13 protein-coding genes are annotated in these 12,331 nt (G+C 71.9%); 6 read left to right on the top strand and 7 right to left on the bottom strand.

Features of this window, described 5'->3' with window-relative positions:
* Window positions 1-87: 87 nt before the first annotated feature.
* Together ACN268_RS01945 and ACN268_RS01940 are read left to right on the top strand one after the other, a co-directional pair.
* Window positions 88-456, top strand: coding sequence for a hypothetical protein (locus ACN268_RS01945; RefSeq protein WP_421481416.1), 369 nt, complete (start codon window positions 88-90; stop codon window positions 454-456).
* Window positions 453-1,358, top strand: coding sequence for a virginiamycin B lyase family protein (locus ACN268_RS01940; RefSeq protein ID WP_421481415.1), 906 nt, complete (start codon window positions 453-455; stop codon window positions 1,356-1,358). Before ACN268_RS01945 ends, ACN268_RS01940 begins: the two co-directional genes overlap by 4 nt.
* 19 nt (window positions 1,359-1,377) lie before the next feature.
* On the opposite strand, the gene ACN268_RS01935 is transcribed toward ACN268_RS01940, so the two are convergent.
* Window positions 1,378-2,172 (bottom strand): NAD(P)H-dependent oxidoreductase, encoded by a 795-nt coding sequence (locus ACN268_RS01935; RefSeq protein WP_421481414.1) that lies wholly within the window; start codon window positions 2,170-2,172, stop codon window positions 1,378-1,380.
* A 145-nt stretch (window positions 2,173-2,317) separates the two neighbouring features.
* Here ACN268_RS01935 and ACN268_RS01930 point away from each other — a divergent pair, with 145 nt between their 5' ends.
* Entirely contained in the window at window positions 2,318-3,166 is an 849-nt protein-coding gene (locus tag ACN268_RS01930) for a helix-turn-helix transcriptional regulator (RefSeq protein WP_421481413.1), read from the top strand.
* 376 nt (window positions 3,167-3,542) lie between these two features.
* On the opposite strand, the gene ACN268_RS01925 is transcribed toward ACN268_RS01930, so the two are convergent.
* On the bottom strand, window positions 3,543-3,797 hold the full coding sequence (locus ACN268_RS01925) for a hypothetical protein (RefSeq protein WP_421481412.1): 255 nt from the start codon (window positions 3,795-3,797) through the stop codon (window positions 3,543-3,545).
* A gap of 220 nt (window positions 3,798-4,017) precedes the next feature.
* Window positions 4,018-4,941, bottom strand: a complete 924-nt coding sequence (locus ACN268_RS01920; RefSeq protein WP_421481411.1) for an AEC family transporter — start codon at window positions 4,939-4,941, stop codon at window positions 4,018-4,020.
* 405 nt (window positions 4,942-5,346) lie between these two features.
* On the opposite strand from ACN268_RS01920, the gene ACN268_RS01915 reads away from it, so the two are divergent.
* The gene (locus ACN268_RS01915; RefSeq protein ID WP_421481410.1) at window positions 5,347-5,904 is read left to right on the top strand and encodes a dihydrofolate reductase family protein; all 558 of its coding nucleotides are present in this window, start codon (window positions 5,347-5,349) and stop codon (window positions 5,902-5,904) included.
* Window positions 5,905-5,953: 49 nt separating this feature from the next.
* Here ACN268_RS01915 and ACN268_RS01910 read toward each other — a convergent pair whose 3' ends face one another.
* The 4 genes from ACN268_RS01910 to ACN268_RS01895 all read right to left on the bottom strand — a co-directional run bounded on the left by ACN268_RS01910 (window position 5,954) and on the right by ACN268_RS01895 (window position 9,747).
* Window positions 5,954-6,652 carry an alpha/beta fold hydrolase gene (locus ACN268_RS01910; protein ID WP_421481409.1) on the bottom strand — a complete coding sequence of 233 codons (699 nt, stop codon included), beginning with the start codon at window positions 6,650-6,652 and terminating at the stop codon, window positions 5,954-5,956.
* Between the two features lie 72 nt (window positions 6,653-6,724).
* Window positions 6,725-7,162 (bottom strand): hypothetical protein, encoded by a 438-nt coding sequence (locus ACN268_RS01905; protein WP_421481408.1) that lies wholly within the window; start codon window positions 7,160-7,162, stop codon window positions 6,725-6,727.
* A gap of 63 nt (window positions 7,163-7,225) precedes the next feature.
* Window positions 7,226-8,383: a Cmx/CmrA family chloramphenicol efflux MFS transporter gene (locus ACN268_RS01900; RefSeq protein ID WP_421481407.1), complete on the bottom strand. Its 1,158-nt coding sequence runs from the start codon at window positions 8,381-8,383 to the stop codon at window positions 7,226-7,228.
* Between the two features lie 425 nt (window positions 8,384-8,808).
* Entirely contained in the window at window positions 8,809-9,747 is a 939-nt protein-coding gene (locus ACN268_RS01895) for an alpha/beta fold hydrolase (protein WP_421481406.1), read from the bottom strand.
* Between the two features lie 63 nt (window positions 9,748-9,810).
* On the opposite strand from ACN268_RS01895, the gene ACN268_RS01890 reads away from it, so the two are divergent.
* Both ACN268_RS01890 and xylB read left to right on the top strand, forming a co-directional pair.
* Entirely contained in the window at window positions 9,811-10,791 is a 981-nt protein-coding gene (locus tag ACN268_RS01890; protein ID WP_421481405.1) for a helix-turn-helix transcriptional regulator, read from the top strand.
* A 123-nt stretch (window positions 10,792-10,914) separates the two neighbouring features.
* Window positions 10,915-12,312, top strand: coding sequence for a xylulokinase (xylB, locus tag ACN268_RS01885; RefSeq protein ID WP_421481404.1), 1,398 nt, complete (start codon window positions 10,915-10,917; stop codon window positions 12,310-12,312).
* Window positions 12,313-12,331 lie beyond the last annotated feature (19 nt).

Genomic DNA, 12,331 nt, shown 5'->3' with positions numbered 1-12,331 from the left:
CTATCGCTACATCCGTAGCCTTAACGAGCGAGGTTCCCCGTGACGCCTGACCCGACGGCCCTGCACCCCGTGGCGGCACATCCCCGTGTGGTGTTCCCCAAGCCGCTGGTCACCTCCCCCGGGATCGCCGTCGGGGACTACACCCACTACGACGATCCCGACGATCCGACCGGCTTCGAGCAGCGCAACGTGCTCTACCACCACGGGCCGGAACAGCTGGTCATCGGCAGGTTCTGCGCGATCGCGGCGGGGACCCGGTTCCTGATGGCCGGCGGCGACCACCCGGTCGTCGGCGGGAATCCGGCACGACCGATCCGGCGACGCTTCAGCGACGACGACGTCCACCGGCTGCGGCCCGCCGACCTGATCACCCGGCACTGCCGCACCCTGATGACCGGCACGCCCGCCGAGATCGAACGCACCGCCATCGGGTACGGACTGGAGCGGACCCCGTGACCCGCGTCGTCATCGAGGAACATCCCGTGACCGACGCCGGCAGCGGCCTGTACGGCGTCACCACCGGACCCGACGGCGCCCTGTGGTTCACCCTCGCCCACAGCGGCCGGATCGGACGGATGGTCCCGGGCGAGCCGGCAACCACCTACCTCGTCGATCCCGCCGGGCAGCCCACGATCATCGTCACCGGGCCCGACGGCGCGCTGTGGTTCACCGAGTCGCGGGCCCACCGGATCAGCCGGATCACCACCGACGGCGAGACCACCAGGTTCCCCGCGCCCAGCCGTGACGGCGGACCGTACGGGATCGCCCCCGGGCCCGACGGTGCCCTGTGGTTCACCGAGATGAACGCCGACCGCATCGGCCGGATCACCACCGACGGCGCGGCCAGCGAGTTCCCGCTCCCGGTCACCGGCGCCTACCCGTCGGCCATCACGGCCGGCGCCGACGGCGGCATGTGGTTCACGATGAACCGGGCGAACGCGATCGGCCGGATCGACACGGCCGGCACCGTCACCGTGCATCCACTGCCCACCGACGCCGCCGCCCCGGTGGGGATCACCGCCGGCCCGGACGGAGCCGTCTGGTTCGTCGAGATCGCTGCCGGCCAGATCGGCCGGATCACCCCCGACGGCACGATCGTCGAGTTCCCGCTACCGGACCGCACCGCCCGCCCCCACGCCATCACCACCGGCGGCAGCGGCGACCTGTGGTTCACCGAGTGGGCGGGCAACCGGGTCGGCTCCATCACCACCGGCGGGACGATCGAAGTCCACGATCTGCCCACCCCGCGCTCCGAACCGCACGGCATCGCCCTCGGGCCCGACGGGGCCCTGTGGACGGCCCTGGAGAACGGCACCCTGGCCCGGATCGGCCCCGCAGGTCGTTCCCGCGCGGGGTGACGTCATCGACGGTTACTGCTCATCGACCCGGTGGCTGGTCGCGCACATGCAGGCTGAAACCGCTGCGGCCAGCCGCCTCCAGGCCCTCCTTCAACCGCAGTGACGGGACCTCGTAGTCACCGGAGTTCTGCCGCCGGAACGCGATGGGTGCGGTGGTCTCCAGCGTCAGCAGTCGTTCCCTCCACCGTGTCGCGGCGTCCGCGAACGTGTCGTCGGACATCCTGTCGGCGCGGTACAGCACGAACGGCGGCAGCACCTCCAGGCCGGGGTAGTAGAGGATCCCGTGGTGGATCGGGAACAACAGGTCCTCGATCGGGCCGTTGATCCCGCGATCGGTGTAGTGCGACTCCGGGCCGCCGATGGTCACCGAGAGGATCGCCCGCCGACCGGCCAGCGTCCCCTCACCGTAACGTTCGCCGTGGCGGGTCTCGTCGTGCACGCCCACGCCGTAGGCGAAGTGGAAGGAGAACACCCGGTCCACCCAGCCCTTGAGGATGGCCGGCATCGTGTACCACCACAGCGGGAACTGGAAGATCACCGTGTCGGCCCAGAGCAGTTTCTCCTGCTCGGCCAGCACGTCGGGGGTGAGCGCGCCGGCGTCGTACGCCCCACCCGAACTCGGCACCACCCGCAGCGGGCTGGTGGCGTACCCGCCGAAGTCGGCCGCGTCCACGACGGCCTTCCAGTTCATCGCGTACAGGTCACTCACCCGCACCTCGTGACCGGCGGCCGCGAGGGTGGACACCGCGACATCCTTCAGCGCACCGTTCAGCGAACGCGGCTCCGGATGGGCGTACACGACGAGGGTCTTCACAGCTGGTCCTTTCGACGACCGGGTGTCGCCACCCATGCTCGACGGCCGGACCCGCGCCGTTCAGGGACGCGTGTTCCGTCGGACCGGACTTCCTGGTACTGGCAGGACCACCCGCACGCCCGTCGCCGCAGCGATACTGGAGGTCATGGACGATCTCGCGGGCTTCCTGCGTACCCGGCGCTCCCGGGTCGACCCGTCGGTCGCCGGCATCCCGACCGACGGCCGACGCCGCGTCGAGGGGTTGCGTCGCGAAGAGGTCGCCCACCTGTCCGGGGTGAGCGTCGACTACTACGTACGTCTGGAGCAGGGCCGCGCCACCCAACCGTCGGAACAGGTCCTCGACGCGCTCGCCCGGGTCCTCGGACTCGACGAGACCGAACGCGACCACCTGCACCGGCTGGCCCGGCAACGCCGCCGCCGCGACAGGTCACCCAGCGGTCGCCCCCGGGCGGAGCTGCTGCGGGTACTCGACCTGATCATCGACGCGCCGGCCCTGATCATGGATCACCGGATGGACGTGGTGGCCGGTAACCGCCTCGCCGGACTTCTCTACGGTCGCACCCCGACGGGCCTGAACACCGCCCGGCACATCTTCCTCGAGGAAGCCGAGCGCGGCCTCTACGCGGACTGGGAGACGTGCACCCTCGACGTGGTCGGGCACCTTCGGCTGGCCGCCGGCAAGCACCCCGACGATCCTCGCCTGGCCTCGCTCATCGGCGAACTGTCCATGGGCAGCGAACGCTTCCGCCGGCTCTGGGCCCGTGCGGACGTGCGCGCCCGCAGCCATGGACGCAAGGCCTTCCGGCACCCGCTGGTCGGACTGCTGGAGCTGCACCAGGAGAACTTCGCCCTGCCGGACGGATCGGGCACGGAACTGATAGTCCTGTCGGCGCCGCCGGAAAGCCCTGCCGAGGACGGGCTGCGCCTGCTGGCCGCACTCAACGACGGCGGAGACCCCCGGGGGAAGGGACTGCGGGTCACCAACCCGACGTGAACCGCGCGCCCCTCTGCCGCCGCGGACCGCTCGTCGGGCAGATGTCGCCCGAGCCTCGACAACCAGAGTCGCACCCGTTGCACTGCGGGCTCAGCCCAGACGGTGTCGGCGGTACCGCGGGAAAGGACCGCCCTCCTCAATCCCGTTCTCGTCCAGCGCGTTGTAGACCGTCAGCCAGCCGCTCCCGAATCGCAGGCCCAACGCCACGGCACCGTCCGCCAGGTCACCCCCGGCCCACCGGCCCGGCTCGCACTCGGGTATCCGGCTCTGCCGCATGTCGCACGCCGCCGAAGGTCCCCGCCTTCTCCGCTGCACCCAGCGGCCGACGTCGTCTGCGCTTGAAGACCAGGACCACGGTGCATCCCCGACAGGGGCGTCAGTCGTCGGCGACGTGCCCGGTGCCGGGGTCGACCATGCCCAGGAAGCCACGGATGTTCCTGACGTGTTCGTCGGGCGACAGGTCAGCCGTCGGGCTCACACCGAAGCCGTAGCCGGGATCCGGCCCGCTGAGCCAGGTGTAGTCGGTGCCGCCGAACCCGTTGGCGCGGAGGGCGAAGGTCTCCCCGTCGACCTCGACCGTGCGGGACGTGCCGTCGGCGGAACCTTCGGTTCCGGGGTGCAGACCGGGCACGGCCGCAGGGTCCGCCGCTCGACCGCCGTCATCGTCAGGGTAGATCGCCTTCACACCGTCATCATGGCGGGTCCACTGCCCCGACGTACGCATTCACGCCGCAAAGCCGCGCCCCGACCGGGCTGCGGGACCGCCCGCCCGGGGATGCTCGGCAGGTCCGGCCGTCGACACACGGTCGGGGGTGACTCACCACGGTTTGCGGGTTTCTGCGCAGGTTGACCTATCCGAGCACGGCCGCCGCCGCTGCCAGGGTGACCAGCGACAGGGTCGTGGTCAGCAACACCGCCCGGCTGGTCACCGCCTCGCCGACGCCGTACTCCTGGCCGAAGATGAACGTGTTCTGCGCCGTGGGCAGGCCCGCGCACACCACCACGGCGAGCAGCTGCGGCGCGGGCAGGTGCAGGGCCAGTCCCGCGACGTACGCGACGACCGGCTGCCCGACGAGCTTCAGCGCGGCGATCACGGCCAGCTCGGCCGGCGCGGCCCGCTCGTCCCGCGACGGCGTACGGCGGTGTAACGACGCGCCGAGCGCGACCAGAGCGGCCGGAGCTGCGGCGCCCGACAGCAGGGTGAGCGTCGCGTCGGCCGTCGCCGGCAGCCGCAGGCCGGCAGCCGAGCAGGCGACACCGAGCAGGGACGCCAGGATCACCGGGTTACGTACCGGCAGGGAGGCGATCCGGTGCATCCGTACCCGCCCGGCGGGGTCGCGGTGCCGGTCCAGGGCGACCAGGATCACGGGTGCCACCACCAGCACCTGCAGCAGCACCACCTGCGCCAGGAACGCCACGTCACCGAGCACCTGGGTGGCGATGGGGATGCCGAGGTTCGCCGAGTTGACGTACCCGGCGGCCATGCCCCAGACGGGTCGTTCCCCGGGCGCGCGACCGAACAGCCGGCTCGCACCGAACCACCCGAACCCGACCACGGCAGCCGTGCTCACCGCGAAGGCGAGCAGGGGGCGGCCGGCGAACCCGGACAGCGGCATCCGGGACAGTGCCAGAAACAGGGCGGCCGGCATCGCCAGCTGGAACACGAACCGGCCGAGTACCGCCGCCCCGGCCTCGCCCAACAGGCCCCACCGACAGGCCGCGTAGCCGACCACGGTGAGGATCCAGATCGGCACGAACGCCGATACCAGACTCATCCGGGTGTCACCGACGGCCGGACGAGGGGGCACCGCGCCCGGTGGCCGGCGTCCCCGGGTACCCCGTCATCAGTATCGCCTCGATCCGCGTCACCCCGGGACGATCACCCCGGCGGCCCTGCCACCGGCCGGCTTGCGTCTCGTCTCCCGCTACCGTACGGACGTGGCGCGGGTACTGGTGACCGGCATGTCGGGCGCGGGAAAGACGACGGTCCTCGACGAGCCTCACCGGCGGGGTTTGCGCACTGTCGACACGGACCACGGCGGCTGGGAACTGACGTGGAGCCACCGTCGCACTCGACCGACCTGGCGGACACCATCGAAGTGCTGCTCGGGGAGGAGCGCTGATCGTCGACTGCATGTCGTGCTCGGGCCGTGGCCCCACCGGTACTAGACTCGCCGGCCATGGGCCTGCTCACCTTCAGCCTCAACGTCACCCTGGACGGTTGCGTCGACCACCAGGAGGGGATCGTCGACGACGACACGCACGCTTTCTTCACCCGGCTCATGGACGAGAGCGGGGCGATGCTGTGGGGTCGCGTCACCTACGAGATGATGGAGAGTGCCTGGCCGGCCGTCGCTTGCGGCGACCAGGAGGCACCGCCTGCCATGCGGGAATGGGCGGCCAAGCTGGAAGCCAAGCCCAAGTACGTGGTGTCGACGACGCGCACGGACTTCCCGTGGACCAACAGCCACCACATCGCCGGTGACCTGCGCGAGGGTGTACAGAAGCTCAAGGACGCGACCCCGGCCGGGGTCCTGCTCGGCAGCGGCAACCTCGCGACCGAGCTGGACCGGCTGGACCTGATCGACGAGTACCGGATGCTCCTGCACCCCCGGATCGCCGGTCACGGCCCGACCCTGCACCAGGGTGGGCTGCCCAGCACCCGCCGACTCGAACTGGTCTCGGCGAAGCCGTTCCGCAACGGCGCGCTGGCCCTGCACTACCGCCGCGCCGACTGATCACCGGAGTCCGACGTGGAGCTCCCGGAGTCCGGCCGCCGCGCGCGGATCACGGACCGGTGCAGGCGTTGGTGATGGTCGAGGTCCACACCTCGGGGTGGGTGAACCAGAAGTCGTGCGGTACGTCCGCAACGGTGGAGAACCGTCCGTGTGGCACGAGTGCGGCGAGCTGCGCCAGGGGCCAGGACGGGCGGATGTCGTCGCCGGCGGCGATGAAGTGCATCGGTACGCCGCAGGTGGCGAGCCCGCGCCACAGGTCGGCCCGGTGGGTCCATTCGGTGAACGAGTCGCCGAGTGCCGCGTGGACCTCGGGTACGTGGTCGATGTCTACCACCGGCTGGGTCGCCCTGCCGGCCTTGTACGCCTCGGTCCAGGTCTGGTCGCGTTGCGGTCCCCTACCGGCGATGCTGACCACCGCGGCCACCGCCTCCGGATGGTCGACGGCGTAGCGCACCGCGAGATCGCCACCCCAGGAGTGACCGGCGACGATCCAGGTGACGACACCGACTGCGGCCCGGATGGCTTCGAGGTCGGCGACGGCTTGTTCCATGGTGTGCGGGCCACCGGTCGAGCGGCCGACGCCGCGCGGCTCGGGGTACCAGGCACGGTGGCCCCGTGGCGCGAGTTCGTCGTGTTCCAGGTACTGCACGCATCCCGGGCCGCCACTCAGGACGACGACGTCGGGCCCTTGACCGGTGACTCCCACGTGCAGGGTGGCGGTTCCCACCTGAACCGTCCGGGATTCCATGTCCGGGGAAGCTATCAGCCGAGTTCGTAGCGAGCAGCGGGATGCCGCCGGCCGGCCGTGGTCACCCTGTTCTCACAGCTCGACCAGGGCCAGCGTCCACTGGCCGTGAGCGTCCTCCCAGAGGGTGACGATCTCGCCGACCGGGACCGAGTTGTACTCGTGCCGCTCGTCTTCCTCGTAGTAGTCGCCGTCCTCCTCGGCCGCCGCGACGATACGCAGGGCGTCCTCGCGGGTGCCGTCGGTGGCTGCGCGGATGCGGGAGACCCGCCACGGCACACCGCTGAGGTCGCGGCCGACGAGCGCACTGCCGGGCACGAGGTTCTTGTCGTCGTCATCGATCGCGAAGAGGGTGCCGGGTCCGTCGACCAGCAGCGTGTCGGTGTCGCCGATCATCAGGCCGTCGTCGACGACCTGTCGTTCGCCGCGGAGCACCGCCGGGTCGAGCCAGGCCGGCCGCCGGTCGAGTCCGACCTCCCTGATGAAGTTTCCCCAGGCGTAGAGCGCATACATGCGCGCATGCTATCGAGCGGCAGGATCCTCGCCTGTTCGGGAGGAGCAGCACCCCGGTGGGCCTCATGCCTGCCGGTGCGCAGCTCGACAGGTCGACCAGACGGCGACGGCGAGAGCCACCAGCACGGCGCTGACGATGACCGGGCCGTGCACGCCGAGGGCCTCGATGGCGAGACCGCCGACGACGGGTCCGGTGACGGCACCGATGTTCAACGCGACGGTCGCGAAGGAGCCACCCATCGTGGGTGCGTCGCGCACGGTGGCGATGATCCGGGCGATGAGCATGCTGCCCAAGGCGAAGGACAACCCGCCCTGGGTCAGGGCGAGGATCCACAGCGCCACGGGGCTGGCGACGGTGAACGCCAGCAGCACCCAGCCCGCCGTGAGCAGCGGCCCGGTGACAGTGATCAGCGGTCGCCAGTGCCGGTCACCGAACCGTCCGGCCACGGTGACACCGAGGAACGCGCCGGTGCCGAAGACGGCGAGCAGCAACGGCACGGTGCGTTCGGTGATCCCGGCCGGCCCGGTGGCGATCGCCGAAAGGTAGGTGAAGGTGGCGAACGTCGCGGCGTTGACCAGCACGGCCAGCACGATGTTCCCCTGTGCCGGACGCCGACGCAGACTCGCCAACTCACGGCCGATGGCGCTCCCGGCGTCCGCTGCGGCGCTCTGCCGGGGGTGGGTCGGCGTGGCCGCCAGAACCGCGACCAGCGCGGGCAGGCAGAGCAACGCGATCGCCCACAGGGTGGCGCGCCAGCCCAGCACGTCGCCGATGAGGGCACCGGCGGGCACTCCGACGATCAGCGCCAGCGTGGTGCCGCCGAGGATGACTGCCAGCGCGCGGGTGTGCCGCTCGGCCGGCACGATGCGCGTCACGGTCGACAGTGCGACGGCGAGGAACCCGGCGTTCGCCAACGCGGCCCCGATCCGTGAGGCCAGCAGGATGGCGAAGCTGTCGGTGACCGCGCCGATGACGTGCGCGGCGATGAACAGGGTCAGGAAGCCGGCCAGGGTCCAGCGGGGTGGGAGCCGGCGGGCAGCGGCGGCCATCGCCGGCGCGCCGATGACCATTCCCAGGGCGAAGCCGGCGGTGAGTAGCCCGGCCCGGCCGAGCGGAACCGCCAGGTCGGTGGCGATGCCGGGAAGGATGCCGGCGAGGACGAACTCCGAGGTTCCCTGGGCGAACACCGCGACGGCGAGCAGATAGAGGAGGACGGGCATGCGTGAGCCTTCCGAAGCAGGGACGTGATGGGTGGCAGGCGGGTGGCACTGCCGGTGCTCCGGACGCGCAGGAACTCACGCGACGTCGCCGCCGACCGGGTCGGCGCGGCTCGTCAGCGCAGGGGCGGGGGCATCTGGGGCTACCGGGAGGCCGGCAGCCCTGACCGGTCCGCTTGGGGAGAACTCACCTCGCGAGGCTACCAAACGGGCCCGTTGTCGCTGGTGGGCGCGCGACGACGACGCTCGCGGGTCGTCTCGACCCGGTGGGCGTGGTGGCGGGGCTGACCCGGGCGACAGGTCAGAGCTTCGGCCGACAGCAGCAGGGTGGGTTGGTGGCGAGGCCACCAACCCACCGCGCCGGGGACACGACCAGCAGCGAGCACCGGCGATCCCCCGGATCGGGAAACGCCTGTCCGGCGGAGGTGCTAGGCGGTTCCGCGCCGGCCCAGCCACGTCAGGATCGCCCCGGTCGTCTCCTGCGGCTTCTCCTGCTGGATCCAGTGACCGCAGTCCAGACTGACCACCTCCACGTTCGGCACGAATGCCGTCAGCCGTTCCGCCTTCGCGACCGGGTCGCGGTCGCCGTAGATCATGAGGGCGGGCTGTCGGATGATCGGGTCCACGTCGGCCAGCAGACGCCAGTTGCGGTCCAGGTTCCGGTACCAGTTGATGCCGCCCGTGAACCCTGCCGACTCGAAGGCGGAGACGAAGACGGCCAGGTCGCTGTCACTCATGACGGGCTCCCCGGGCGGGGTTTGCGCCCTGGCGAGGTTGATCAGCGCATTGCCCGGCTGGGGCGCTGCGGGGGGTACGTTCCTGCGGTACAGGTTCCGCAGGAACCGGGACGTGTCCTGCTCGAACACGGCGTCCGCGACGCCCGGCTGCCGGTTGAAGTGCACGAAGTAGAAGTCGTCGCCGAGGGCGGCCGCCATGGCCTCGATCCAGGGCGTCTCGCCGCGCTCCTGGTAGGGCACGCTCAGCGCCACCACGCCGTTGACCCGGTCCGGGTGCAGCAGGGTCAGGCCCCAGACGACGAACGCGCCCCAGTCGTGGCCGACGAAGGTGGCGTCGGCGTAGCCGTAGTGGTCGAGGAGGGCGACGAGGTCGCCCGACAGGTGTGCGATGTCGTACTCCGTCACGTCGGTGGGCCGGGACGAGGTGCCGTAACCCCGCTGGTTCGGGACGATGACGTGGTAGCCCGCCGCAGCGAGGGCCGGCACCTGGTAGCGCCAGGAGTACGCGTGCTCCGGCCAGCCGTGGCAGAGCACGACGGGGTTGCCCACGTTCTGCCGGCCGGCTTCGAAGACTTCGAGGTGCACGCCGTTGACCGGAATGTGGGTGGGCTCGGGAAAGTCGATGGTCATGCCGGCATCCTGCGGACCGATACCGGTCACCTCCTGACCGGTTTTCGTGGCAGTGTCGTCCGGGTGCGAGCCGACCGGTTGATGGCCCTGCTCCTGCTGCTGCAACAGCGCGGCCAGGTGACCGCGGCGGAGGTCGCCCGGGAGTTGGAGGTCTCCGAGCGCACCGCCCGCCGCGACCTCGACGCCCTGGGCATGGCCGGCGTGCCGGTGTACTCCGTGCAGGGCCGGGGCGGCGGCTGGCGCCTCGTGGGCGGTGCCCGTACCGACCTGTCCGGGTTGACCGCGGGTGAGGCCCGCGCCCTGTTCCTGGTCGCCGGCCCGGCCTCGTCCGTCACGCCCGTCGCGAAAGCGGCGCTGCGCAAGCTCGTCCGTGCGCTACCGGAGCCGTTCCGGGAGCAGGCCGAATCGGCGGCGACGGCGCTCGTCACGGACCCGCGAGGCTGGGGGGCGAGCCAGGTCGAACGCCGACCGCCGCGGTTCGTCGACGAACTCCAGGACGCGGTGATCCGCGGCGTCCAGGTCCGGCTCGGGTACGTCGACCGCGACGGCACCGCTACCGGGCGGACGGTCCACCCGCTGGGCATCGTCACCAAAGGCCCGGCGTGGTATCTCGTCGCGGGCACCGAGGCCGGCCGGCGGACCTTCCGGATCGACCGGGTGTCGTCCGTCGATCCGACCGCCGATCCCGTGCACCGGCCGGAGGACTTCGACCTGGCCGGGAGCTGGCGCGAGATCGCCGACGAGGTCGAACGCAGGCGAACGCCCGTCGAGGCGCACGCGATGTGCGCGCCCCACGGGATCGGCGTGCTCCGGATGGGGTTCGGTGCCCGCCTCGACGTGGGAGGTGTCACGGTTGACGGCCGTGTCGAGGTCGTGATCCGGGGCAACCACGAACGCAAGCTCGCCGGTGAGCTTGCCGGACTGGTCGACTACCTGGAGGTGACCGGCCCCACGGGGGTGCTGGACCATCTGGCCGCGATCGGCACCGTGCTCGTCGATCGATACGGCCCACAGCGGCAGGGAGCCCTTACGGCAGAACGGTGATCGAGGTCGGCGCTGGCGCTGCACGGTCGGGGCCGCTACCGCGACGGCAATTTTGTCAAGCCATTGAACTAATCCGGTTGCCGGACGTAGGGTCGGGTCCCGCCGAGCTACGGAGGAACCGCCATGGGTGGCGCGAGGACTCTCGTCGCCGGGGTCGACTCGTCGACCCAGTCGACCAAGGTCGTGGTCTGCGACGCCGAGACCGGCGAGGTGCTCCGGGCGGGCCGCGCCCCGCACCCCGACGGCACCGAGGTCGACCCGAGGGCCTGGTGGGCCGCGTACGAGCAGGCCAGCGCCGGCCTGCTGGACGGTGTGGCCGCGATCGGCGTGGCCGGACAGCAGCAGGGCATGATCTGCCTCGACGAGGCCGGCGAGGTGCTGCGTCCCGCCATCCTCTGGAACGACACCCGCTCGGCGCGCGCCGCCGCCGACCTGACCGCCGAGTTCGGCGGCCCGACGGCGTGGGCCGACGCCGTCGGGCTGGTGCCGGTGGCCAGCTTCACCGTCACCAAGCTGCGCTGGTTCTCCCGCGCCGAGCCCGAACTCGCGGACCGCACCAGCACGGTGCTGCTGCCGCACGACTGGCTCACCCACCGGCTGCGCGCGGACGGCGGCGAGCCGACGACCGACCGGGGCGAGGCGTCCGGCACCGGATACTGGTCACCGGTGGCCGGCGCGTACCGGCAGGATCTGGTGCGGCTCGCCTTCGGCCGGGACGTGGCACTCCCCCGGGTCGCCGGGCCGGCCGAGGTGGTCGGGGAGACCGCCTCCGGCGCGCTGCTGTCGGCCGGCACCGGTGACACGATGGGCGGGGCACTCGGCGTCGGCCTGCGACCGGGTGACGTGGTGGTCTCGCTGGGTACCTCGGGGTGCGTCTACGGGCTCAGCGACGGGCCGACCGCCGACGCGAGCGGCCTGGTGGCCGGGTACGCCGACGCGACCGGCCGGTTCCTGCCGCTGGTGTGCACGCTCAACGCGGCCCGGGTGCTCGTCGCGGTCGCCGACCTGCTCGGCCGGTCACTGGCCGAGTTGGACGACCTGGCGCTCGCGGCACGACCCGGCGCGGGCGGGTTGACGCTGCTGCCGTACCTGGACGGGGAACGCACCCCCGATCTGCCCGACGCGCGCGGTCTGCTCGCCGGCCTGACCCGGGCGAACGCGTCGGCGGCGAACCTGGCGCGGGCCGCGGTGGAGGGCATGCTCGGCGGCATCGCCGACGCCCTGCACGCGCTGCGCGCCCAGCACGTCCCGGTCGACCGGGTGTTGCTGATCGGCGGTGCGGCCCGGTCCCGCGCGGTGCGGGCGGTCGCGCCGGCGTTGTTCGGCGCACCGGTGAGTGTGCCGCGCCCGGTGGAGTACGTGGCGCTCGGCGCGGCGCGGCAGGCGGCCTGGGCGCTGTCCGGAAACCCCGGGCCACCGCCGTGGCCGGTGGAGACCGAGGAGGTCACCGCCGCCGGCACCCCCGAGGTGTACGAGCGCTACGTCGACGTCCGCCAGCGGGCGTTACCGCTGCTGACGTGACACCGGCAGCGTCCGGGGT

It is taken from the genome of Micromonospora sp. WMMD735 (assembly GCF_049178995.1).
GTDB lineage: Bacteria > Actinomycetota > Actinomycetes > Mycobacteriales > Micromonosporaceae > Micromonospora > Micromonospora wenchangensis.
The sequence above is the reverse complement of the archived record's forward strand: the minus strand, read 5'-3'. Positions and strand labels throughout refer to the sequence as shown.